This window comes from Microbacterium sp. ARD31 (assembly GCF_031844425.1).
Genome location: NZ_JAUZVE010000007.1, coordinates 93,870 through 116,785 on the forward strand (window position 1 = coordinate 93,870; position 22,916 = coordinate 116,785).

Annotated in this window: 26 protein-coding genes; 9 read left to right on the top strand and 17 right to left on the bottom strand. The window is 70.7% G+C overall.

The features are described from left to right. Window positions 1–270, bottom strand: a complete 270-nt coding sequence (locus tag Q9S36_RS19270) for a Rho termination factor N-terminal domain-containing protein (protein ID WP_311286530.1) — start codon at window positions 268–270, stop codon at window positions 1–3. A gap of 185 nt (window positions 271–455) precedes the next feature. Between Q9S36_RS19270 and Q9S36_RS19275 the strand changes: the two genes are divergently transcribed. Further along, window positions 456–614 (top strand): hypothetical protein, encoded by a 159-nt coding sequence (locus tag Q9S36_RS19275; protein WP_164499361.1) that lies wholly within the window; start codon window positions 456–458, stop codon window positions 612–614. Between the two features lie 100 nt (window positions 615–714). Here the strand turns inward: Q9S36_RS19275 and Q9S36_RS19280 are convergent, their stop codons facing one another. Next, on the bottom strand, window positions 715–1,473 hold the full coding sequence (locus Q9S36_RS19280) for a MerR family transcriptional regulator (RefSeq protein WP_311286531.1): 759 nt from the start codon (window positions 1,471–1,473) through the stop codon (window positions 715–717). 136 nt (window positions 1,474–1,609) lie between these two features. Here Q9S36_RS19280 and Q9S36_RS19285 point away from each other — a divergent pair, with 136 nt between their 5' ends. Together Q9S36_RS19285 and Q9S36_RS19290 are read left to right on the top strand one after the other, a co-directional pair. Continuing rightward, a complete protein-coding gene (locus Q9S36_RS19285) occupies window positions 1,610–2,461 on the top strand; it encodes a DUF4097 family beta strand repeat-containing protein (RefSeq protein ID WP_311286532.1) in 852 nt (283 codons plus the stop codon). A gap of 1 nt (window position 2,462) precedes the next feature. Then, window positions 2,463–3,065: a PadR family transcriptional regulator gene (locus Q9S36_RS19290; protein ID WP_311286533.1), complete on the top strand. Its 603-nt coding sequence runs from the start codon at window positions 2,463–2,465 to the stop codon at window positions 3,063–3,065. Between the two features lies 1 nt (window position 3,066). Here Q9S36_RS19290 and Q9S36_RS19295 read toward each other — a convergent pair whose 3' ends face one another. After that, window positions 3,067–3,627: a universal stress protein gene (locus Q9S36_RS19295; RefSeq protein WP_217529093.1), complete on the bottom strand. Its 561-nt coding sequence runs from the start codon at window positions 3,625–3,627 to the stop codon at window positions 3,067–3,069. Between the two features lie 146 nt (window positions 3,628–3,773). Here Q9S36_RS19295 and Q9S36_RS19300 point away from each other — a divergent pair, with 146 nt between their 5' ends. Continuing rightward, window positions 3,774–3,983, top strand: coding sequence for a DUF3073 family protein (locus tag Q9S36_RS19300; protein ID WP_311286534.1), 210 nt, complete (start codon window positions 3,774–3,776; stop codon window positions 3,981–3,983). Window positions 3,984–3,999: 16 nt separating this feature from the next. Here the strand turns inward: Q9S36_RS19300 and Q9S36_RS19305 are convergent, their stop codons facing one another. The 3 genes from Q9S36_RS19305 to purM are packed head-to-tail and all read right to left on the bottom strand — an operon-like array spanning window position 4,000 to window position 7,842. Further along, a complete protein-coding gene (locus tag Q9S36_RS19305; RefSeq protein WP_311286535.1) occupies window positions 4,000–5,232 on the bottom strand; it encodes an MFS transporter in 1,233 nt (410 codons plus the stop codon). A gap of 18 nt (window positions 5,233–5,250) precedes the next feature. After that, window positions 5,251–6,714: an amidophosphoribosyltransferase gene (gene purF, locus Q9S36_RS19310; protein WP_253034849.1), complete on the bottom strand. Its 1,464-nt coding sequence runs from the start codon at window positions 6,712–6,714 to the stop codon at window positions 5,251–5,253. A 9-nt stretch (window positions 6,715–6,723) separates the two neighbouring features. After that, the gene (gene purM / locus Q9S36_RS19315; RefSeq protein ID WP_311286536.1) at window positions 6,724–7,842 is read right to left on the bottom strand and encodes a phosphoribosylformylglycinamidine cyclo-ligase; all 1,119 of its coding nucleotides are present in this window, start codon (window positions 7,840–7,842) and stop codon (window positions 6,724–6,726) included. A gap of 88 nt (window positions 7,843–7,930) precedes the next feature. Here purM and Q9S36_RS19320 point away from each other — a divergent pair, with 88 nt between their 5' ends. Then, window positions 7,931–8,542, top strand: a complete 612-nt coding sequence (locus tag Q9S36_RS19320; protein ID WP_311286537.1) for a zinc-binding alcohol dehydrogenase — start codon at window positions 7,931–7,933, stop codon at window positions 8,540–8,542. Window positions 8,543–8,549: 7 nt separating this feature from the next. On the opposite strand, the gene Q9S36_RS19325 is transcribed toward Q9S36_RS19320, so the two are convergent. The 4 genes from Q9S36_RS19325 to Q9S36_RS19340 form a co-directional block, all read right to left on the bottom strand. After that, on the bottom strand, window positions 8,550–8,870 hold the full coding sequence (locus Q9S36_RS19325) for a potassium transporter Trk (protein WP_217529083.1): 321 nt from the start codon (window positions 8,868–8,870) through the stop codon (window positions 8,550–8,552). Between the two features lie 21 nt (window positions 8,871–8,891). Then, on the bottom strand, window positions 8,892–9,644 hold the full coding sequence (locus Q9S36_RS19330; protein ID WP_311286538.1) for an HtaA domain-containing protein: 753 nt from the start codon (window positions 9,642–9,644) through the stop codon (window positions 8,892–8,894). 44 nt (window positions 9,645–9,688) lie between these two features. Then, window positions 9,689–10,573, bottom strand: a complete 885-nt coding sequence (locus Q9S36_RS19335; protein ID WP_311286539.1) for a hypothetical protein — start codon at window positions 10,571–10,573, stop codon at window positions 9,689–9,691. 68 nt (window positions 10,574–10,641) lie between these two features. Then, the gene (locus Q9S36_RS19340; RefSeq protein WP_311286540.1) at window positions 10,642–10,995 is read right to left on the bottom strand and encodes a sterol carrier family protein; all 354 of its coding nucleotides are present in this window, start codon (window positions 10,993–10,995) and stop codon (window positions 10,642–10,644) included. 44 nt (window positions 10,996–11,039) lie between these two features. On the opposite strand from Q9S36_RS19340, the gene purD reads away from it, so the two are divergent. Further along, on the top strand, window positions 11,040–12,311 hold the full coding sequence (purD, locus tag Q9S36_RS19345; protein ID WP_311286541.1) for a phosphoribosylamine--glycine ligase: 1,272 nt from the start codon (window positions 11,040–11,042) through the stop codon (window positions 12,309–12,311). 28 nt (window positions 12,312–12,339) lie between these two features. On the opposite strand, the gene Q9S36_RS19350 is transcribed toward purD, so the two are convergent. Genes Q9S36_RS19350 through Q9S36_RS19360 form a run of 3 tightly spaced genes read right to left on the bottom strand, consistent with a single transcriptional unit; the run spans window position 12,340 to window position 15,044 of the window. After that, window positions 12,340–13,830, bottom strand: a complete 1,491-nt coding sequence (locus tag Q9S36_RS19350) for a DHA2 family efflux MFS transporter permease subunit (protein ID WP_253034854.1) — start codon at window positions 13,828–13,830, stop codon at window positions 12,340–12,342. Continuing rightward, entirely contained in the window at window positions 13,827–14,450 is a 624-nt protein-coding gene (locus Q9S36_RS19355; RefSeq protein ID WP_311286542.1) for a PadR family transcriptional regulator, read from the bottom strand. Before Q9S36_RS19355 ends, Q9S36_RS19350 begins: the two co-directional genes overlap by 4 nt. Before the next feature lie 57 nt (window positions 14,451–14,507). Continuing rightward, the gene (locus tag Q9S36_RS19360) at window positions 14,508–15,044 is read right to left on the bottom strand and encodes a hypothetical protein (RefSeq protein WP_311286543.1); all 537 of its coding nucleotides are present in this window, start codon (window positions 15,042–15,044) and stop codon (window positions 14,508–14,510) included. Between the two features lie 42 nt (window positions 15,045–15,086). Between Q9S36_RS19360 and Q9S36_RS19365 the strand changes: the two genes are divergently transcribed. The 3 genes from Q9S36_RS19365 (at window position 15,087) to Q9S36_RS19375 (ending at window position 18,406) form a co-directional block, all read left to right on the top strand. After that, window positions 15,087–16,037 carry a phosphoribosylaminoimidazolesuccinocarboxamide synthase gene (locus Q9S36_RS19365; protein WP_253034857.1) on the top strand — a complete coding sequence of 317 codons (951 nt, stop codon included), beginning with the start codon at window positions 15,087–15,089 and terminating at the stop codon, window positions 16,035–16,037. Window positions 16,038–16,116: 79 nt separating this feature from the next. Beyond that, window positions 16,117–17,475, top strand: a complete 1,359-nt coding sequence (locus Q9S36_RS19370; protein WP_311286544.1) for a solute carrier family 23 protein — start codon at window positions 16,117–16,119, stop codon at window positions 17,473–17,475. A gap of 97 nt (window positions 17,476–17,572) precedes the next feature. Next, window positions 17,573–18,406, top strand: a complete 834-nt coding sequence (locus Q9S36_RS19375) for a VOC family protein (RefSeq protein WP_253034886.1) — start codon at window positions 17,573–17,575, stop codon at window positions 18,404–18,406. 6 nt (window positions 18,407–18,412) lie between these two features. Here Q9S36_RS19375 and Q9S36_RS19380 read toward each other — a convergent pair whose 3' ends face one another. The 4 genes from Q9S36_RS19380 to Q9S36_RS19395 are packed head-to-tail and all read right to left on the bottom strand — an operon-like array spanning window position 18,413 to window position 22,902. After that, window positions 18,413–19,447 carry a LacI family DNA-binding transcriptional regulator gene (locus tag Q9S36_RS19380; protein ID WP_311286545.1) on the bottom strand — a complete coding sequence of 345 codons (1,035 nt, stop codon included), beginning with the start codon at window positions 19,445–19,447 and terminating at the stop codon, window positions 18,413–18,415. Further along, complete coding sequence (locus tag Q9S36_RS19385; protein WP_311286546.1) at window positions 19,444–20,889, bottom strand: GH1 family beta-glucosidase; 1,446 nt, start codon at window positions 20,887–20,889, stop codon at window positions 19,444–19,446. Before Q9S36_RS19385 ends, Q9S36_RS19380 begins: the two co-directional genes overlap by 4 nt. A 43-nt stretch (window positions 20,890–20,932) precedes the next feature. Further along, window positions 20,933–21,859, bottom strand: a complete 927-nt coding sequence (locus tag Q9S36_RS19390; protein WP_311286547.1) for a carbohydrate ABC transporter permease — start codon at window positions 21,857–21,859, stop codon at window positions 20,933–20,935. Next, the gene (locus tag Q9S36_RS19395) at window positions 21,856–22,902 is read right to left on the bottom strand and encodes a sugar ABC transporter permease (protein ID WP_311286548.1); all 1,047 of its coding nucleotides are present in this window, start codon (window positions 22,900–22,902) and stop codon (window positions 21,856–21,858) included. Before Q9S36_RS19395 ends, Q9S36_RS19390 begins: the two co-directional genes overlap by 4 nt. Window positions 22,903–22,916: the final 14 nt, after the last annotated feature.

The following is a 22,916-nucleotide window of genomic DNA, read 5'->3' on the forward strand; positions in this document are numbered from 1 at the left end:
TCAGTGCGATCGGAGCATGTCGATGAGGTCGGCCTTGCGGGCGTGGGAGTACCCGCGGATGCCGAGCTCCTTCGCGCGGGCACGGAGGTCCGCCACGGTCCAGTCCTCGTAGTCTCCGGACGCGCCGCCCCGGCGGCCCACGGCGCTGCGGCCGTCGCGCGCGGCGGCGTTGGAGATGCGGGCCGCCTTCTCCTTCGAGGCGCCGTCCTTTCGGAGCTCTTCGTAGAGGTCGGGGTCCTTCAGGCTGTTCGAGCCGCGTCCTGCCGGCATGGTGCATCCGCCTCACGTGATCGATGCGGGCAGGGATCGCCCGCGTCCGGCCACGTTATGTCACCGCCCGCAGCGCCTGTCAAGGCCCTGATCCGCCTGGGAGAACGCTGATAGCAATGTTTACGACGCACACCCGCGTCACCCCCGCTCCGGCGGACAACGGAGACAAACAGAGGGAGCCTCCAATGAACCTTGCACTCATCATCATCATCGTGATCGCCATCGTGCTGGCGATCGTGGGTGGCATCACGGAAGGTCTCCAGTTCCTGCTCTGGGTGGCCATCATCGTGGGTGTCATCGCGCTGATCGCCTTCTTGCTGCGGGTCCTCCGCAAGAACACCTGATCGTCTGACGCGCACCCCCAGGCGCGTCGGCGGCGCTCGCCCCCACGAGCGCATCGAGGCCCCCTCCCGATCTCGGTCGAGGGGGCCTCGTCACGTCCGCTCACGACCGGTCGAGGTGGTGGCGCAGCGCGTCCCGGACGAACGTCGCGCCCGCCGTCCCGCCGTAATTCGCACCGAAGCGGTCGTCGGCGACGTACATGTCGGCGAGGCCGAGCACGTATCCGCGGAGGTCGCCGCCGTCGGCGGCGGGCGTTCCGGGGATGCTCTCGAGCCACGCGATGTGCCGCGCGGCGAGCTCCTGCGCCTCGTCGGAATCGGGACGGATGCCGCGGCCCGCCGCATCGCTCCAGACGGAGGTCAGCTGCGCGCTGCGCTCCATCCAGCCCTTCTTCTCGTCGGCCGACATCCCGCGCCACCACGCGTCGGAGCGCGCGTACGCGTCGGCGCCCCAGCGCTCGGTCACCTCCTCGCGGTGCGCGGTGTGGTCGAAGCCGTCGAACATGTTCTCGGCCATGGGTTCCTCTCCTCTTCTCCTCGCGTCGAGGGTCGATGCGACGGCGGCGATCTGCCGGTCGATGCGCGCGCGTTCGGTCTCGAGCCAGCCCAGGTGGGTGGCCAGCGCCTCGGTCTCGTCGACGTCCTCGGCGAGGACCTCGGCGATGCGGGGCAGACCCAGTCCGAGCTCGCGCAACAGCAGGATGTGCTGCAGGCGGCGCAGGGCGGCGGCGTCGTAGAACCGGTAGCCCCCGGTGCCCGTCCGCGTCGGCGGCAGGAGTCCGACCTGGCCGTAGTGGCGCAGAGTGCGGCTCGTCGTCCCCGCCAGGCGGGCGAGTCCCTGGATCGACCATTCACGCGTCATGACGACCACGCTAGAAGTTGACGCAGCGTCAAGGTCAAGCGCTCGCTGCCCTTCGGTCTCGACAACTCGAGATATATCGTGTTACCGTATCTGCAACGCGATATATCTCGATTCGCGATCGACCGCAGGAGACAACATGACTCTCGAGAAGTGGCTGGTCCAGCCCGGGGAGACCCGCGTCATCGACCTCGACGGCATCCGTCGACTCAAGGTGGGACTCGTCGGCGGACAGATCGACGTCGTCGCCCACGACGAGCCCGGCGTCCGCATCGAAGTGCACTCCGTCACGCAGAAGGAACTGCGCATCGAAGCTCGTGACGGTGCAGTGGAGATCGATCACGCACAGCTGCGCTGGGACAACTTCCTGTCGTCGTTCCGCAACTTCGGCAGCGGCGGACCGCAGGCGGAGGTGAGCATCGCGGTTCCGCGCGAGATCGCCCTCACCCTCGGCGTCGTCAGCGCGAGCGCGCTCGTGACGGGGCTCGTCACCGACGCGAAGCTCAACACCGTGTCGGGTGACATCATCGTCGACGGCCTGACCGGCGACGTGACGGTGAACTCGGTCTCGGGCGACGTGCAGATGCGCGACCTCACCGGCACGCTCAACGCCAACGCGGTCTCGGGCGCGATCACCGCGGCCGGCACGATCCGCACCGCGTACGCCGACACCGTCAGCGGCGCCGTCCTCATCGACTCGGCCGGACCCACCCAGAACGTCTCGTTCAACACGGTCAGCGGCGCCGCGACCCTGCGCCTCGACGAGGCCGTGGCGGCGAAGTACACCCTGCGCGCGGTCAGCGGGAAGCTGAACGTCGACGGCATCGACCGGTCCCAGAGCGGGATCGGCTCGACCTACTCCGGATCGGTGGGCGAGCTCAGCGGCTCGTTCGCGGAGGTCCGCGCCAACACCGTCTCGGGCGACGTCTCCGTCATCCGACGCGTCGCCTCGGCGATCACCGACCCGACCCCCGCGGCAGAGGAGTACTGACATGCCCCCCGTCTTCTCCCACGGCGACCTGCGCCTCTACCTGCTGAGTCTGCTCGACGAGGCGCCGCGCCACGGGTACGACCTCATGCAGGCGCTGTCCGACCGCACCGGCGGCACGTACACCCCCAGCGCCGGCACGATCTACCCCCGTCTCTCGAAGCTCGAGGAGGAGGGTCTCGTCACCAAGACCGTCGACGGCCGCAAGACCGTCTACGAGATCACGGATGCCGGTCGCGCCGAAGTGGCGTCGCGCTCGGGCGACCTCGCGGGCATCGAGGCCGGCCTCGCGGACAGCGTCCGTCTCATCGCCGACGAGGTGCGCGCGGGCGTGCAAGAGGCCATGCGCAGCCTGCGGGCCGACCTGGCCGCGGCATCCGCTGCTCCCCGCCGGGAGGCTGCCTCGACGGCTCCCGATCCCCGGGCCGCCTCGCGCGAGCAGGTGCGGCGGGCCGACGAGCTGCTGGCCGAGTTCCGGGCCGGTCTGCGAGCCGACCTGCGCGGTCACGTCGCCCGCGGCGGCGACCTCGCGGCATCCGTCGTCGACGACCTGAAGACCGCGCTCGACGAGACGGCAGAGGCCGTCCGGCGCGCGATGCGCAGCTGACTCAGCTGCCGGGCCAGAGCTCCTCGGGCCAGTCCTGCCGGTCGCGCCACGGGTCCTCGTCGTCCTTCACGGGCTCCCCCAGGGGGACGACGAGGACGGGGCGCGGCTGCCGATGCGCGAGGCGTGCCGCGACCGACCCCGTGAAGAACTCCCGGATCGAGTCACCGATGCCGCGCTTGCGCGTGCCGACGACGATGAGACGCGCCTCGGTGCGCTCGGCGAGGTCCTTCATCGCCAGCGCCGGGTCGCCCGCCAGCATCTCGAGCGACCACGCGACGTCGATGCCCGACAGCGCCGCCGTGGCCTGGTCGCGCAGCTGGGCCTCGAGCGCCTCGCTCGGGATCGCGTCGAGGTTGATCGGCGCCGTGTGGACGTAGCCGTCGGGATCCTCGTACGAGACGAACCGGGTGATGTCGACGTGGGCGATCAGCAGGGCGGCGCCGTGGAGCCGGGCGTACTGCGCGGCTTCGCGGAGGACGCGGGCCGGCTGCCCGGGCACGATGCCCGCGATCACGGGGCGATGCGGACGGCGGGTCTGCGGCTGCGATACGGCATCGGACATGTCGGATCACCCTTCCTGGATCCCCGCCGCGAGGGCGGTGGGAACGCTCCGTGGTACCCTGAATGCTACTCTTCCCGGCCACTGCCGGACTGTGACTCGTCGGGCTGCCGGACCAAGCCCGCACTCGTGAAATGAGGGGGTTACGCATGGGGCGTGGCCGTCAAAAGGCGAAGAACACCAAGATCGCCCGTGAGCTGAAGTACGACACGTACAGCTTGAACATCAACGCGCTCGAGCGTGAGCTCGGAGCGCCCGGTGACGAGCAGTACGAGGACAAGTGGGCCGACCAGTACGCCGACGAGGACGACGAAGACGACCCGTCGGCCGCGGCCCCGGCATCCTTCGAGAAGGCCTGACCTCTCGCTCGTCCGCTCACCACGAACCGTGGCGCTGTTCCCACTCCTGTTCGACCGTCTTCCGTCGCGCGATCACGACGCCCGCCGGCACGGCGAGCAGTGAGATCGCGAGGAGTATGACCAGCGGCACCGTCCACGACCCCGTCGCATCGTGGATGAGGCCGACCCCGATCGGCATCAGCATCGTCACGCCGTAACCGAGGCTCTGCGCGAACGAGCTCAGCGCGACCGTCGCGTCGTGCGTACGCGTGCGCAGCCCGACGGACGTCAGGACGAGCGGGAACAGCAGCGGCAGGAGGCCCAGGAGCGCGACCCAGAGCCAGGGGGCGGATGCCGGGGCCACCAGCAGTCCGCCGGCGCCGAGCACCCCCGAGGCCGAGGCGACGACGAACAGCGGCAGCACGACCCCCCGCCGGGCGACGAGCACCGGCACGACGAGCGACGCGGGCAGCCCGATCAGCGCGAAGAGCGACAGCAGCGTGCCGGCGACCTGCGGCGTCACGCCCGCCGTGTCGACGAGGATCTTCGGCAGCCACGCGAACGACGTGTAGGCGACGGCGCTCGAGACGAAGAAGGTGACGGCGAGCGCCCAGGCGGTCGGCAACCGCCACATCCGTCCGAACACCCGTGTGCTCACGGGTTCGAGGTCCACCTCGGCCAGGGCGGCGCGGCGGGCGCGCAGCGCGAGCACGATCCAGGGGGCGAGCCCGGCCAGGGCGAAGACCGCCCAGAGCCCCAGCGACGTGCGCCACCCCGCGGCATCCGCCACGGGCACCGCGACCAGCGGAGGCACGAAGGTCGAGATCGCCATCATCGTCGAGTAGACCGTGGTCATCAGGCCGATGCGGTCGGGGAAGTACTTCTTGACCAGCGCGGGCAGGAGCACGTTGCCGACCCCGACCCCGGCGAACACGAGCGCCGAGCCGAGCAGCAGCCCGTACGCGTCGATGGCGGCCGCGCGTGCCGCCAAGCCGAGAGCGACGGCGCCGAGTGCGACGAGCGTGGTCCGCTCGAGCCCGAAGCGACCCTCGAACCCCGAGGCGAGGAGGCCGAACACCGCGAAGCACAGCGGCGGCACGGTGCCGATCAGGCCGAGCACCGCGGCGGGAAGGACGAAGTCCTCGCCGATCGCATCGAACAGCGGCGAGAGCGACGCGACCGCCGAGCGCAGCGAGAACGCGAGCAGGACGATGCCGACGACGGCGAGGATCCGACCACGACGCACGGCGAGGGGATCGGGGGACGTCACCGATTCAGCCTAGGCGGCTCAGGACTCCTGGGTGCCCTCGACCCAGGCGAGGTACTCGTCGCTCACCGTGCCGGTGACGTAGCGACCGTCGAAGCAGCTCATGTCGAGGTCCTCGACGTCGGGCGCACCCTCGAGGATCGCGGCCTTCAGGTCGTCGATCTCCTGGTACACGAGGTAGTCGCAGCCGAGCTCCTCGGCGATCTCGGGGATGGTCCGGTTGTATGCGACGAGCTCGTGACGCGACGGCATGTTGATGCCGTACACGTGGGGGAAGCGGATGGGCGGGGCGGCCGAGGCGAAGGTCACCGAGGTGGCCCCGGCATCCCGTGCCATCTGGATGATCTCGCGCGAGGTGGTGCCCCGCACGATGGAGTCGTCGATGAGGAGGACGTTCTTGCCCCTGAACTCGGTCGACATCGCGTTGAGCTTCTGGCGCACGCTCTTCTTGCGGATCGCCTGGCCCGGCATGATGAACGTCCGGCCGATGTAGCGGTTCTTGTAGAAGCCCTCGCGGTACTCGATGCCGAGCTTGCGCGCGACCTGCATCGCGGCGGGACGCGAGGAGTCCGGGATCGGCATGACGACGTCGATCGAGCCCTCGGGGGTGTACTTCGCGATCGTGTCGGCGAGGCGCTCGCCCATGCGGAGGCGGGCCTCGTAGACCGAGATGCCGTTCATGACCGAGTCGGGACGGGCGAGGTAGACGTACTCGAACGAGCAGGGCACGAGCTTCGGGTTCGGCGCGCACTGCTTCGTGAAGAGGTTGCCGTCGAGATCGATGAAGACCGCCTCGCCGGGCTCGACGTCGCGGACGACCTCGAAGCCGCCGTTCTCGAGGACGAGCGACTCGGAGGCCACGGTCCACTCGTACCGGCCGTTCTCGGCCCGGCGGGTGCCGAGGATCAGCGGACGGATGCCGAACGGGTCGCGGAAGGCGAGCAGACCGTACCCGGCGATCAGGGCGATGGCGGCGTATGAGCCCTCGACGCGCTGGTGCACGCGCGTGACGGCCTCGAAGATCTGCTCGTGGTCGAGCTCGAGCCCCGAGATGACGGCCTGCAGCTCGTTCGCGAGGACATTGACGAGCAGCTCGGTGTCGGAGCTCGTGTTGAGGTGCCGGCGGTCGGTGCGGAAGAGCTCCTCGGTGAGCTCGCGCGTGTTCGTGAGGTTGCCGTTGTGGACGAGGACGATGCCGTACGGGGCGTTCACGTAGAACGGCTGCGCCTCCTCCTCGTTCGAGGCGGTCCCCTTCGTCGCGTACCGCACGTGACCGAGGCCGATCGTGCCGAGGAGCGAGCGCATGTCACGGGTGCGGAACGCCTCGCGCACCATCCCGCGGTTCTTCGCGATGTGGAAGATGCCACTCGACTCCGCTGTCGCGATGCCGGTCGAGTCCTGTCCGCGGTGCTGCAGCAGCAGCAGTGCGTCGTAGACCTCCTGGTTGGCGGGTCCCTGTCCGACGACGCCGACGATTCCGCACATGGGTGTAGCTCAGTCCGTTTCTGCGTAGGAGCCGACGAGACGGACCGCGCCGCCGTCGACGCCCTTCGCGCCCTGCTCGTAGTCGCCGGCCGGCAGTGCCGCATCCGACACCGTCCCGACCTGCCAGGTGTGGATGCCCTCCGCGGAGAGGGTGGATGCCGCGGCGTCGGCGGCCTCGGCCGACACGACGGCGAGGAAGCCGATGCCGAGGTTCCAGGTGCCCTCGGTCTGCTCGAGCGACAGTCCGCCGATGTCGGCGAGGACGCGGAACACGGGCGGCGGCGACCACGTGGCGCGGTCCACGTCGACCCACGTGCCGACGGGCAGCACGCGGGCGAGGTTGGCCGCGATGCCGCCGCCGGTGACGTGGCTGAGGGAGTGGAGGGCGCCCGGGTGCGCGTCGATCGCGCGCAGCAGCGGCGACGTGTAGAGGCGCGTCGGCTCGAGGAGCTCCTCGCCCCACGTGCGACCGAAGTCGGCGGCGTTGTCGCCGTACCCGATGCCGGCGTTCGCGATGATGTGGCGGATCAGCGAGTAGCCGTTGGAGTGGGGACCGCTCGAGGCCAGCGCCAGCACGACGTCGCCCGAACGCACCCGGTCGGCGCCGAGGACGGCATCCGCTTCGACCACTCCCGTCGCCGCTCCCGCGACGTCGTAGTCGTTGACGCCCAGCAGGCCCGGGTGCTCGGCCGTCTCGCCGCCGACGAGCGCCGTGCCGGTCGCGGCGCAGCCGTCGGCGATCCCGCGGACGATGTCGGCGATGCGCTCGGGGAAGACCTTCCCCGTCGCGATGTAGTCCGTCATGAAGAGCGGCTTCGCGCCGACCACGACGATGTCGTCGACGACCATGCCGACGAGGTCCTGGCCGATCGTGTCGTGCTTGTCGAGGGCCTGCGCGATGGCGACCTTCGTGCCGACGCCGTCGGTCGAGGTCGCGAGCAGGGGCTTCGTGTACCCGAGGAGGGCCGAGGCGTCGAAGAGGCCGGCGAAACCGCCGACGCCGCCGAGGACTTCGGGGCCCTGGGTGCGACGGACGGCCGATTTCATCAACTCGACGGCGAGGTCCCCCGCCGCGGTGTCGACGCCGGCAGCGGAGTAGGGATCGGTGGGAGTCGAGGCCACCCGCACAGCCTACCGGCCCCCGGGCGCCGCCTGCTTCCGCCGCGGAGGCGACGCGGAGCGGACGGGGACCACAGGCGAGCCATAGGATGGCGCCATGAGCGGGGCTGAGCGGCCCGAATGGGTGGTGCGGGAGGACGCGAGTACGACGGTACTCGTCGCCTTGTTCGTGCGCCAGGCACTCGGCGTCCGTGCCCCCGAAGAGCTGCCCCACCTGCGGGGAGCCCCTGCGGCACCGCCCGCCGGCGATGACGACGACGCCCGCCTGCTGCAGCGGCAGTGGCTCGCGTACTGGGCGATGGCGGTCGAACCGCAGGCGCACCCCTCTCCCGTGCCTCTCGATCTCGTCGACGGTTACGAGACGCTCGCCGTGCTCCCCGTCGACGGTTTCGACGAGCTGCGCGCCGCCATGGCGCCGCTCGCCGACGATGCCGTCGCCTTCGCGCGGTGGGCCGCCGATCGCTACACGATGCAGGCGCGGGCCGGATCGGCGAGCAGCTACCGGGCCTACGCGAGCGCGATCGCCGAGCACGAGCGCCGCGTCGGCCGTCGGGCGCACTCGTTCGAGCTGAACGTGCAGGTGCTGCCGCTCACGCAGCGCGGCGTCTGGTGGATCGGCTCACTGACGATCGCCGTCACCGACGGCCTGCGCGGCGACGTCGCGGCGTTCGATCCGGCGATCCAGCCGATCATCGCCGAGCTCGCCTGAGGCGGGCTCAGTCCTCGGAGCCCTCGACGCGCTCGCGCTCGATGCGCACGGTGCGGTGCCTCTTGCCGAGTACTCGGTCGAAGACGAGTGCGACGACCGCACCGACCGCGATGCCGGCGGGCACGCACCACAGCAGCAGGAAGCCGAACACCTGGCTCTGCGAGTAGCGCGCTCCCGTGCTCTCGCTGATCGCTCCGTCGCCGAACGCGAACGTCAGGATGAGGGCGACGAGGATGCCGAGGGCCGCTCCGACGGCGAAGAAGGCCGCGAACCGCGGGGTGCGCCTCAGCTCGGCGGACTCGACGTGCGTTTCGGAGTGCTCGGCCATGCTTCCATTGTCCACCCCGTCTCAGGGGAGCGGGTCGCCGACGGTCTCCGGCTGGGCGGCGCGGGCACTGTTGCGCTTGCGCCGCTGGACCGATCCGACGGCGAGGACGACCGTCACGGCCGTGGCGATCCCGACGACGATGAGCGGGACGAGGATGCCGGGGGCCGCGGCATCCTCCTCCTGCTCCTCGACGACCGCGGTGTCGGCGATCGTGGTGCAGTCCGCGGTCACGGTGAGGTCGAGGTCCCCGAGCGTGCCCGCCCAGAGCAGGTCGGAACCGTCGGCGGTCGCGTCGGTCTGCGCGTCGACGCCGTCGAGGTTCATGGTGTCGCCCGATTCCGAGACGGCGACGGCGCGGAGGTCCACCTCGGCGAGCGCAGCTTGGGGGATCAGTTCCGTCCCCTCGGGCTGCACGTCGAACAAGAGGGTGCCCGAGCCGCCGTCGATCACGAGGGTCGGGGCGGACAGCGTCGTCTCCACGCCCGCGGCGCTCGTGTAGGCGACGGTCCCGTCGAAGCTGAGGCTGCCGGAGGGGCGGACCGGCTCGAGCACGCCGGCGCCGCCGTCGAACGTGAGGATGCCGCCCTCCGCCGAGATCGCACCGTCGGTCCGCAGCTCATCGGCGCCGGAATCCCAGACGGCCGTCGCCTCGGAGACGACGCACGTGGGCGCCGCGGCGTTCGCGGGTGCCGTGGGAACGAGGACGACCGCGGCCGCACCGATCAACCCGACGACGAGGGGACGTGTGACGCTCCGGGGGTGCCGTGCCTGCATGGGGATCCTCTCCGCAGGCGATGGTACCGGCGGTGGCGCGGTGCTCAGCGGCCCAGAGGCGCCAGACTCGGATGCTGGGCCACGGCGTCCGGACCGTAGGTCATGAGAACCGTCAGGACGGCAGCGCTCGGAACGTCCGGTCCGTGCAAAAGGAGCGGCGAGGTCGTGTCGAACTGGCACACCAACGACCAGTGCTCGACCTCCGGGTAAACGGCGGTCATTGCGCCGTAGTCGAAGCTCAACCATTGACCGCCGACGAGACAGACCAACCTCTGGTTGGAGACGATCAACCGGACGACCTGATGCTCGCGCCACTGCGCCTGCGCCGCAGCTTCGGCCGCAGAGCGGCGTGCCGCATTTCCGGCCGCGGACAGTGCGACGCCCGCCGCGACGAAGAGGGGGTGACCGTAGAAGAAGCCTCCCGACCGGGAGTACGTCACGTCCTGCCCGTAGAAGCGGGCGTAGCTGGCCGCGGTATCGGAGAAGAAGACCTCGCCCTGCCGGGGGACGACGTCCCACACCTGGATCTGCGGCGGGACGTGCCGAGCCGCGAGCGCCGCCCGCAGCTGCGTGCTCGCTGCCCATGCTCGCGCAAAATGCTCGCGCTGCGCTCGATCGGCGAGCTCAGCGCGGTTGTATCTGCCCGTCGCGTGACGGCGATCCCGGCGCCACTCGCTCACCGTTCTGATGATGCCGACGATGAAGAAGACCAGTGCGACCAAAGGAAGCAGCAGAGCCAGGATCATCAACCCGAATGCCGCGAGGGCGGCGCCCACGTCGCTCGGATCGTCCGAGTCGATGGTGGATGAGATCGCCGAACCCCACGTTCCGAAGCCGATGTAGGCCAGCAGCCCCAGAGTCAACGGCAATGCCCACCTCACATGTCGCCGCCACCGGCCGGACTTCCGCATCCCCTCGAGTTCCGTCACGGTTTCAGTCTTCCATCGCCCGCTGACCCCGCTCCGGCCTTATGCACAAGAGCACTGCCGAGCGCGCGTCAGGGCCGCAGCGGGAGGAGCCCGTCGAGGTTCGCCCGGACGCCCGACGCCCGGACGGTGCCGGCGGTGACGGCGTCGGCCCAGGCGACCTGTCCGGTCGCGAGAGCGATCCAGGTCGCGGCATCCGTCTCGATCACGTTCGGCGGGGTGCCGCGGGTGTGACGCGGTCCCTCGACGACCTGCACCGCGCCGAAGGGCGGCACACGCACCTCGACGGAGTTGCCCGGCGCCTTCTCGACCAGCAGCTGCAGCAGGTAGCGGACCGCCGTCGCCGTCTCGGGACGCGTCGGGGTGCCGGCGGCGACGGCCGCGAGGGCGTCGCGTCCGTCGCCGGTGCTGATCGTGCGGGCCATGGCAGCCACCGTAACGCGCGCAGGCCGGTCGGTAGGCTGGCGGGGTGAAGATCCTGGTCCTCGGCTCGGGCGCGCGCGAGCACGCCATCATCCTCGCCCTCGCCGCCGAAGGCGCCGGGCACGAGATCTTCGCGGCCCCCGGCAACGCCGGCATCGCCGCCGACGCGAGGATCGTCCCCGGGCTCGATCAGAACGACCCCGCGGCCGTTACCGGCTACGCGAACGAGGCGGCGATCGACCTCGTCGTCATCGGCCCCGAAGCCCCCCTCGTCGCCGGCGTCGCCGACGCGCTGCGCGAGCGCGGCATCCCCGTCTTCGGTCCGGGCAAGGCCGCCGCGCAGCTCGAGGGCTCGAAGGGGTTCGCGAAGCGGATCATGGATGCCGCGGGCGTCCCGACCGGTCGCGCGGCGCGCGCGCACACCCGCGACGAGGTCGCCGCGGCGATCGACGAGTTCGGCGCCCCCTACGTCGTGAAGGCCGACGGTCTCGCCGCCGGCAAGGGCGTCATCGTCACGTCCGACCGCGACGCGGCGCTCGCGCACGCCGACACGTACTTGCCGAGCGGTCCCGTCCTCGTGGAGGAGTTCCTCGCCGGCCCCGAGGTCTCGCTCTTCTTCGTCTCCGACGGCGACAGCGTGCGGGCGCTCAGCCCTGCGCAGGACTTCAAGCGCGCGTACGACGGCGACGAGGGCCCGAACACGGGCGGGATGGGCGCCTACTCGCCGCTCCCCTGGCTCGGCGAGCGCTTCGGCGGCGAAGACGCGTTCGTCGCGCAGGTGACCGCCGAGGTGGCCGAGCCCGTCATCCGGCAGCTGGATGCCGAGGGCACCCCGTTCATCGGGCTGCTCTACGCGGGCCTCATCCTCACCGAGTCCGGCGTCAAGGTGATCGAGTTCAACGCCCGCTTCGGCGACCCCGAGACGCAGGTCGTCCTGGCGCGTCTGCGCAGCCCGCTGTCACGCCTGCTGCTGGCGGCGGCCAGCGGCACGCTCGAGTCCGAGCCGGCCCCCGAGTTCTCCCCCGAGGCCGCCGTCACCGTCGTCCTCGCGAGTGAGGGCTACCCGGAGGCGCCGCAGACCGGCCGCGCCATTGAGGGGACGGATGCCGCGGCATCCGTCGACGGCGTGCACCTGGCCCATGCTGCGACCGCCACCGCCGACGGTGCGCTCGTCGCCACCGGCGGGCGCGTGCTCAACGTCGTCGCGGTGGGCGCCGACCTCGCCGACGCGCGCGAGCGGGCGTACACCGCCCTCGAGCGCATCACCCTCGAGGGCGGGCACTACCGCCGCGACATCGCCGCCCGCGCCGCGGGCTGAGCCCCGCAGGCGCCACCGAGCGCTGCGCTCAGCGCTGCGCGAGGTGCGCGGGGCGGCGCAGGAACAGCACGAGCACGACGCCGAGCGCGATCACGGCAGCGGGCAGGAGCATCGCCTGAGCCATCGCGGCGGAGAACCCCTCGGCGACGACGGGAGGCATCCCGCCACCGCCGCCGAAGTCCCCGCCCGTCGCCTCACCGGCACCCGGCAGGTTCGCCTCGAGGCGCGACTGCATGACGGAGGCGATGGCCGCGGAACCGATGACCGACCCGATCGTCCGGGTCGTGTTGTAGATGCCGGACCCGGCACCCGCCTGCTGCGGCGGCAGGTTGCGCGTGGCGGTCGTCGCGAGCGGTCCCCACATGCCCGCGTTGGCGACACCGATGACCGCCGACGGGATCAGCAGCAGCAGGATCGGCGCCTCGGTGTTCATGAGCAGGGAGTACCCGACGAGCCCCGCAGCCATCAGCGTCAGTCCGGGGACCAGCAGCACGCGGGGGTCGACGCGGTCGAGGATGCGGCCCGCGAAGGGGGCGAGCACACCCGAGAGCACCGCCATCGGAATGAGGAGCAGTGCCGACTCGGTCGGCGTCAGCCCGCGGGCGAGCTGGGTGAAGAACGCCATCGGCAGCGCCATGCTCGTCACGGTGAACCCGACGGCGGCGATCGCGAGGTTGGAGATCGCGAAATTGCGGTCGCGGAAGAGCTGGAGCGGCACGAGCGGCTCGCTCGTCGTGCGGCCCTGCGTCCAGATGAAGACCGCGAGGACGACGACGCCGGCGGCGATCATCGCCCACACCCACGCGGCCCAGTCGTAGTGCTCGCCCTCCTGCAGGCCGAAGACGATGAGGAAGAGCGCGACCGCGCTCAGCACGACGCCGAGGACGTCGAACCGGTGCGGGTGCGTCTCGAGCTGCGGCACGAGCCGCCACGCGAGCACGAAGGCGACGACACCCACCGGGATGTTCACGAAGAAGATCCACTCCCACCCGAACCCGTCGACGAGCAGGCCGCCCGCGAGCGGACCGACGAGGGTGGCGACACCGGCGGTCGCGCCCCACAGGCCCATCGCCGCGCCGCGGCGCTCGGCGGGGAAGGTCCGGGTGATGACCGCCATCGTCTGCGGCGTCATCAACGCGGCGCCGAGGCCCTGCGCGGCTCGCGCGATGATCAGGGCCATGAGCGAGCCCGACAGTCCGCACGCGAGCGACGCGAGAGTGAAGATCGCGAGGCCGATCAGGTACATGTTCTTGGGGCCGAACCGGTCGCCGAGACGGCCGGTGACCAGCAGCGGCACGGCGTAGGTCAGCAGGTAGGCGGACGTGACCCACACGACGTTGTCGAGGTTGCTCGTGGTCGGGTCGAGGGCCGCCTTGATGGCGGGGTTCGCGACCGAGACGATCGTCGTGTCGACGAGGATCATGAAGAACCCGATGACGAGCGCCCAGAGCGCGGGCCAGGGGTTCGGAGGGGCGGCGGGTACGCCCGGGGCGCGGACGGTGGACGTGCTCTCGCTCATGCGCGTGCGGCTTCTCTCTGTGCCAGATAGCGGTCGGTGGCGGGGATGTCGACGACACCCCAGACGGTGTCGGGACGACGGATGAACTCGACCGCTTCGTCGAGCCAGGTGATGTCGGCGTCGAGGAGCGCCGCCTGGCGGTGCACCTCGATGAGGAACTGGGGGTGCGATCCGTGCGCGATCGCGCGATCGCGGGCGCTCCGATGGGCGTCCCGGGATGCCGCGAGCAGCTCCCGACGCTGGGCGAGGAGCGCGAGCACCTCGTCGCGGGGCAGGTTGTGCGCTTCGGTCAGGGCGATGCGGAAGCGGCCCGGGTCGTCGACCGACACGAGCTCGCGGCGGATCCAGGCGAGGAGGTCGGCGGCGCCGGCATCCGTCAACGCATACGTCGTGCGCTCGGGACGGTTGCCGTCGCGGCCGCTGCCGACCTCGACGATGCGACCCTGCCGTTCGAGGCGGGCCACCGTGTGGTAGATCGTGCCATGGGTGAGGGCGATCAGCCGGTCGGCGCGGCGCTCGCGCAGCAGGCGCACCATCTCGTACGCGTGCATGTCGTCCTCGTGCAGCAGCGCCAGGAGCATGACGGCGGTCGGCGTGAGCGTCGCCGTCCCGTGCGCCATGGAGCCTCCCGGTGAATTAGTCCATGTGGACTATACGCCGGTCCGACGACACCGGGATCACTGGTCGGGACGCAGCACCGCCCACGCGCGCGACACCTCGTCGCCCGCCATCGAGATCTGCACGCCGACCATCCGGTCGACACGGATCCCGGTCGTCCGTCCCGGCCCGCTGCATCCCTGCGTGAGAGCGATGGGCCCGGACAAGTTCACGGGAGGGTCGTCCTCGCCCACGGCCGGCGACAGGGACAGCGTGATGGTGGCGTCCCGCGGGATGCAGTCGAAGTCGAGCACGTAGTCCTGGTCCCTCACCGCACTACTCGACACGTTCACGACCGTCACGGGGTCGACGCCGACGGCATCGCTCTCGAACACCAGGCGCGAGGCCTCGAGCGGGTCCAGCTCGGGGACGGCGTACGAGGGGTCCACCGATTCCTCGGGTTCGGGCGTCGGGGTCGGGGTCGGCGCGGCCTCGGCCGACCTGGTCGGGGACGACGACGGCGTCGGCGCGGCGTCATCGACCGCGGCGGTCGAGACGCAGCCGCTCAGTCCGAACGACACCGCGAGGGCGGTCAGGGCGAGCAGGGGGCGACGCATCCCGCCACGGTACGCCCTCCGCGCGCCCGACATAATGGGCTGGTGACGGATGCCGCGACCCCCCTGCCCGGATGGACCCACGTGTACTCGGGCAAGGTCCGCGACCTCTACCGACCCTCCGACGGCGCCGATGACGGCCGACTGCTCGTGGTCGCCAGCGACCGTGTCAGCGCGTTCGACCACGTGCTCGAGCCGGCGATCCCCGGCAAGGGCGCCCTCCTCACCTCGCTGTCGCTGTGGTGGTTCGAGCAGCTCGCCGGTGCCGACGGCGGCCGCGCGATCGCCAACCACCTCCTCCCCGGCGAGACGCCGCCGGCCGCGACCGACGGGCGCGGCATGGTCGTCCGTTCGCTCGACATGCTGCCGGTCGAGTGCGTCGTCCGCGGCTACCTGACCGGCTCGGGATGGGTCGAGTACCAGGCCGACGGCACGGTCTGCGGCATCCCCCTCCCCGCCGGCCTCGCCAACGGCGACCGCCTGCCGGAACCGATCTTCACCCCGGCCTACAAGGCCCCGCTCGGCGAGCACGACGAGAACATCTCGTTCGAGCGCACCGTCGAGCTCGTCGGCGCCGAGCGCGCGGGGGAGCTGCGCGACGCGTCGCTCGAGATCTACCGCCGCGCCGCCGCCCTCGCCGAGGCGAAGGGGCTGATCCTGGCCGACACGAAGTTCGAGTTCGGCCTCGACGCCGACGGCGTCCTCACCCTCGCCGACGAGGTGCTCACGAGCGATTCGTCGCGGTATTGGGATGCCGAGACCTGGCGCACCGCCGAGACCCCCGCCGCGCGCATGGCGAGCTTCGACAAGCAGATCGTGCGCGACTGGCTGGCGGCGCATTGGGCCCACGCGCCCGGAGGCTCGGCGCAGCGCAATAGCGATGCGTCGAGCGGGCGTGGGGAGGACAAGCAGGGCACGCCGCCCGTCGTCCCCGACGAGATCGTCGCCCAGACGGCGGCGAAGTACCGCGAGCTGCTCGAACGCCTCACGTCCTGACGGCGTCGCTCCCACGCACTCAGCCGACTCCCAGGTAGCCTGACGCCAGGCATCCCCCCATCATCCGAGGAGTACGCGCATGCCCATCTGGACCCTCCACGGCGACGGCCGTCGCGTCGCCCCCGGTGCCGTCGTCACCCCCCGCGAGCGCCTCGGCTGGGGCAGCACGATCGCCATCGGCGCCCAGCACGTCGTCGCGATGTTCGGCGCCACCTTCCTCGTGCCCCTGCTCACCGGGTTCCCCGTCAGCACGACGCTGCTCTTCTCGGGCTTCGGCACCCTCCTCTTCCTGCTCCTCACCCGGAACCGCCTCCCCAGCTACCTCGGGTCGTCGTTCGCGTTCATCGCGCCGATCACCGCCTTCGGGCCGGGCGAGGGCAAGCCGCTCGACAGCCCCGAGCAGATCGGGCAGGCGCTCGTCGGCGTGTTCGTCGCCGGCCTCCTGCTCGCCGGCATCGGCTTCCTCGTGCAGGCGACGGGGACGCGCTGGCTCGAGAAGCTCATGCCGCCGGTCGTGTCGGGAGCGATCGTCGCTCTCATCGGCCTGAACCTGGCACCCGCCGCCTGGAACAACTTCACGACCGACGCGGTGCTCGCGACGATCACGCTCGTCGCGTGCATCCTGTTCGCGGTGCTGTTCCGCGGCATCCTCGGGCGCGTCTCGATCTTCCTCGGCGTCGTCGTCGGCTACATCGCCGCGCTGATCATGGGGCGGGTCGACTTCACCGGCGTGGCGAAGCTCATCGAGGACCGCGCGTGGTTCGGGTTGCCCGCCTTCCACCTGCCGTCCTTCGGCGACCCGATCGCGTGGGGCCTGCTCCCAATGTTCCTGCCGGTGGTGCTGGTGCTCGTGGCCGAGAACGTCGGACACGTCCGCGGCGTCGCGACCATGACCGGCGACCCCACCGTCAACACGCGGACCGGTCGCGCCCTCGTCGCCGACGGACTCGCGACGACCCTCGCCGGCGCGTTCGGCGGCTCGGGCACGACGACCTACGGCGAGAACATCGGCGTCATGGCGGCCACCCGCATCTACTCCACGGCGGCGTACTGGGTGGCGGGCATCATCGCGGTGCTGCTGTCGTTCTCGCCCGTCGTGGGCGCCGTGCTCTTCACGATCCCGAGCGGCGTGATCGGCGGGGTGACGACCGCCCTCTACGGCCTCATCGGCGTCATCGGCATCAAGATCTGGGTCGACAACCAGGTCGACTTCTCCCGCCCGGTCAACCAGTACACGGTCGCGGTCGCCTTCGTCGTCGCGATCGCGAACTTCACGATGGACCTCGGCCAGCTGCAGTTCGGCGGCATCGTCCTCGGCACTGTCGCGGCCCTCGCGATCTACCACGCTGGCAACGCGATCGCCCGGGCACGCAAGACGGGGGCGGATGACGGCGGTCCCCTCGTCCCGATCGGTCAGCTCGGCGGCGACCCCGACTGAGCCCCGTCGGCGCGGGCGCGGGAACAAACGGGAAGCGGTGACGTTACCGATTCACGTGAATACGCCTACGCCTGCCCGTCTCGCGCCCGACACGTCGATGGGTGCGGTCACGCTCCTGGTCGCAGACCTCGACGGGATGACCCGGTTCTACCGCGACGTCATCACTCTGCAGGTGCTCGATGCGGAGGGCGACACGGTGACGCTCGGTCGCGCGAACCGCCCGATCGTCGTCCTCCGAGCCGAGCCGTCGCTGCGCCACGCCCCCGCAGGTTCCGCGGGACTGTTCCACACCGCGATCCTCTTCGAATCGCAAACGGCGCTCGCGGCGGCCCTGTACTCCCTCGCACGCCACGCGCCCCAGACCTTCACGGGCAGCGCCGACCACCTCGTCAGCCAGGCCTTCTACGCCACCGACCCCGAGGGCAACGGCATCGAGCTCTACTGGGACCGCGACCGGAGCGCCTGGTCGTGGACGCACGGACGGGTGGAGATGGCGACGCTCTTCCTCGACCCGAACGCCTTCATCCGCGAGCACCTGACCGACGCCGCCGCAGCGGGCGCGACCGCCGACGAGGCGGCATCCGTCGGTCACGTCCACCTGTCGGTGGGGGATGTCGAGACCGCCCGGTCGTTCTACGTCGACACCCTCGGGTTCGACGTCACAGCGGAGCTCAGCGGTTCTGCCCTGTTCGTGAGTGCGGGCGGCTACCACCACCACATGGCGATGAACGTCTGGAACTCGCGCGGCGCCGGACCGCGCATGCCCGCGCTCGGCCTCGGCCGCGTCGACCTCGCCCTGCCCGACCGCGACGGTCTCGGCGAACTGAGCGAACGCCTGCGGCACCACGGCGTGCAGGCGGCCGACGACGGTCGGACGGTGACCTTCACCGACCCGTGGCGCAACACGCTGCACGCGACCGCCGTCGCGTGAGCCGCGTCAGGCGGACTCGCGGACGATCAGCTGGGTGTCGAGCAGGGTCTCGCGCGGCGGGTATCCGCCCGACAAGAGGGTGAGGAGGATGTCCGCCATCACCTCGCCCTGCTCGAGCGACGGCTGACGCACCGTCGTCAACGCGGGCGAGACCGACGTGGCGACGGGGGAATCGTCGTAGCCGACGATCGCGACGTCCTCGGGGACGCGGATGCCGGCGCGCGTCAGCTCGGTCAGGACGGCTCCCGCCATCAGGTCGCTCGCGACGAACAGTCCGTCGAACTCGGCACCCGACCGGAGGATCCGCGTGACCGCGGCAGCACCGCCCGCGGCGGTGAAGTCCCCGTCCTCGACCGCGACGGGCGAGAGGCCCGCGGCGTCCAGCGCCTCGTGGAATCCTGTCAGGCGGTCGATGCCGCCCGGCATCGTCGTCGGGCCCGTGACCATGGCGAGCCTGCGCCGACCCCGGTCGAGAAGATGCTGCGTCGCGACACGGCCGCCCTCGACGTTGTCCACGTCGACGTAGAAGTCGCGTTCGCGCTGGCGCACGGGTCGCCCGCCGAACACGACGGGCATCGCGGCGGCGATGCGGTCGATGAACGCGTCACTCGTGTGGTGCGACACGATGATCGCGCCGTCGACCGCTCCGCTGCGGAGGTACTCGGTGGCTTTGTCGTTCGGATCGTCGCTGGCGATGATCAGGTTGAGGACGTACTCCGACTTCGAGATCCGCTTGTTGATCCCGCTGACGATCGCCGCGAAGAACGGGTCGCCGAAGAACCGCGTCGTGTCCTCGGGGACGACGAGCGCGACGGCCATCGTGGCGCGGCTGGCGAGCGAGCGCGCAGCCCGGTTGGGCACGTAGTTGAGCTCATCGATCGCGCGGCGGACAGCGGCGAGCGCGGCGGGGCTGACGGCCGTCGAACCGTTCACGACGCGCGAGACCGTGGAGCGGGACACCCCCGCCGCCGAGGCGACCTCTTCGATCGTCACCGGGGGGTGGAGGACATCGGACACGGTCACCTCGCGGAGTGCAGTCATTCCATCGCTCGGGCGGCGATGACCCGACGATACTCCAGGGCGCTGTCTTTGAACGTCCGTTCCTGCGTGGCGTAATCGACCCGGATGAGACCGAAGCGTTTGTCGTAGCCCCACGCCCACTCGAAGTTGTCCATGAGCGACCAGTAGAAGTAGCCGCGGACGTCGACGCCGGCCTCGGCGGCATCCAGGATCGCCGCGAGGTGACCGCGCAGGAATCCGACACGGTCCGCGTCGTGCACCCGCACAGCGCCGTCCTCGACGACGGTCTCGTCGTCGTAGGCCGCGCCGTTCTCGGTCACGAACAGCGCTGTCCCGGCATCCTTCGCGTACTCGTCCCAGACCCGCTCGAGCAGCACCGTCAACGCCTCGGGTTGCACCTCCCAGTGCATCGCCGTCCGGGGCAGACCGCGCTCGTACCAGTGGATGCCGTCGCCCGCCGGCCACGGCGACCCCACCGCGCGGTCGGTCGGGGCATCGCCGGGCAGCGGCGGGTCCGCGGGCGCCGTGCCGCCGACGAACTCGCCGTGGTAGTAGTTGACGCCCAGCACGTCGAGCCGCCGGGAGATGGTGTCGAGGTCGCCGGGCAGCACCGCCGCCTCGAAGCGCGCGGCCGCGTCCGCGTCGACGTCGCGGATGTCGGCGACGATGTCCTCCGGGTAGCCGCCGCGGAAGATCGGGTCGAGGAACCAGCGGTTGAACTGCCCGTCGATCCGGCGCGCGGCATCCACGTCCTCGGGTCTGGCGGGGTCCGCCGCCTCGGCGACCGTCAGGTTCAGGGTGATGCCGAGGTTCAGCGCGGGGTCGCGACGGCGCAGTTCCTCGACGACGAGACCGTGTCCGCGCAGCAGGTGGTGGGAGGCCAGCATCCCGTCGGCGATGCTGAACCGGCCGGGCGCGTGGATGCCGCCGGTGTAGCTGAGGAACGACGAGCACCAGGGCTCGTTGAGCGTCGTCCAGTCCGTCACGCGGTCGCCGAGCGCGTCGTGGACCGACAGGGCGTATTCGGCGAACCGCTCGCTGGTCTCGCGCGCCGTCCACCCGCCCCGCTCCTCGAGCGCCTGCGGCAGGTCCCAGTGGTACAGCGTGAGCCAGGGACGGATGCCGGCACCCAGCAGCTCGTCGACGAGACGCTCGTAGAAGTCGATACCCTTCGGGTTCACCGCGCCGCCGTCGGGGCGCACGCGCGACCACGACGTGGAGAACCGGTAGGTGTCGAGGCCCAGCTCCTTCATGAGCGCGACGTCGCCGCGGTAGCGGTGGTAGTGGTCGCACGCGACGTCGCCGTTGTCGGCGTTGATGACGGCCCCGGGCACCCGGCTGAAGGCGTCCCAGATCGACGCGGTGCGACCGTCCTCGAAGGCGGCGCCCTCGATCTGGTAGGCGGCGGTCGCCGCCCCGAAGAGGAAGCCGGTCGGGAAGGGGCGGATGCGGGGGGCGGGCACGGGGGCAGAGTACTCCTGCGCGAGGACGTTCACCGGATGACCGTCAGCCCTTGACCGCGCCGGCCATGATGCCGCTGATGAGCTGCTTGCCCGCGACCACGAAGAGCACCAGGAGCGGGAGCGTCGCCAGGATCGCGCCCGTCAGGACGATCGAGTAGTCGACGTAGTAGCCCGACTGCAGCTGGCTGAGCGCCGTCTGCAGCGTGGGGCTCTGCGGCTTGAGCACCAGCAGAGGCCACAGGAAGTCGGTCCATGCCGTCATGAACGTGAACAGGCCGAGGATCGCCATGGCCGGTCGCGCCGCGGGCACACCCACCGTGAGGAAGGTGCGGAACTGCCCCGCGCCGTCGACGCGGGCGGCCTCGATGAGCTCGTCGGGGATGACGTCCACGAGGTACTGCCGCATGAAGAAGACACCGAACGCGGTGACGAGGGTTGGGATGATGACGGCCCCGATGCTGCCGGTCCAGCCCATCTCGCGCATCAGCATGAACAGCGGGATGATGCCGAGCTGCGTGGGGATCGCCATCGTCGCGACGACGAAGACCATGAGGCCGTCACGGCCCTTGAACCGCAGCTTCGCGAACGCGTAGCCCGCGAGGGTGGAGAACGACACGACCGAGACCGTGATGATCGACGAGATGAGGACCGAGTTACCCAGGGCGACCCAGAACGGGATGGCGTCGAGGACCTTCATGGCGTTCGCCAGGAAGTTGCCGCCCGGGATGAGCGGAAGAGTCTCCGCCCGCGTGGCGTTGGTGCCGCTGCCGACGACGAACGACCACCACATCGGGTAGACGCTGCCGACGACGAAGGCGGTCAGCAGTCCGTAGGTCAGGAAGCCGGGGCGGCTGCCGATGCCGGCAGGCCCGCTCTCGCGGGGACGGCGACGGCCGCCGCGGCGCGGACGCTCGGGCTCGACGACGTCGACCTGCTGGACAGGCAGCGGTGCCGGGATCGCGGTGGTCATCGGGTGCCTTTCGTGGAGTCGGAACGACGCGCGCGGCGCGCCTTGCGGTCGGCACGCTCCGCGCCGCCGGCGATGCCGCGCGAGACGAGGAAGTTGATGAGGCCGATCCCGACGATGAGGACGAACAGGAGGATGGCGACGGCCGAGCCTTCGCCGAGGTCGCGGCGGAAGAACGCCAGCTCCCAGAGGTAGAGGACCGTCGTCTGGAACTGCCGGTCGCTGCCGCCGGTGCCGCCGGCGGTCGACACGTCGAACAGCCGGGGCTCCGCGAAGATCTGCAGACCGCCGATCGTCGCGGTGATGATGACGAAGATGAGCGTGGGTCGGATCGAGGGGATCGTGATCGAGAAGAACCGGCGCGCAGGGCCTGCACCGTCGATGGCCGCCGACTCGTAGAGGTCGCGCGGCACCGCCTGCATGGCCGCGAGAAGGATGAGGGCGTTGTATCCCGTCCACCGGAAGTTGACCATCGTGGCGATCGCGATGTGGCTGAGGAACGTGTCGTGCTTCCACTCCTGGTCGGGGATGCCGACGAGGTTCAGCACGTTGTTGACGAGGCCGTCGGCCTCGTTGAAGGCGCTGGAGAAGATCAACGCGGTGGCGACGGGGGTGACCACGAAGGGGATGAGGACGCTCATCCGCCAGAAGGTCGGCGCACGCAGACCGCGGTCCAGGAGGTAGGCCACCAGGAGCGCCACGGAGAGCTGCGGGATCGCCGAGAGCAGGAAGATGCTCAGGGTGTTGCCGATGGACTTCCAGAACGAGTCGTCCTGGAGCACGCTCACGAAGTTGCCCGCGCCGACGAACTCGTCCTGACCGCTCAGCAGATCCCAGTCGAAGAACGAGACGTTGACCGTGTACAGCAGCGGGAAAAGACCGACGAGGGCGAAGAGGAGGAAGAACGGGGCGATGTAGGCGTACGGCGAACCGCGGTACGCGAATCGCGAAAGGCGCTGGCGTGCGCTGAGGCGCGGCGGTCGAGCTGCGCCGTCGGCCTGGGCCTCCGGGCGCACGCGAGGCGGCGGCGAAGCGGTAGTGGTCATGGTGTCCTCTCGTG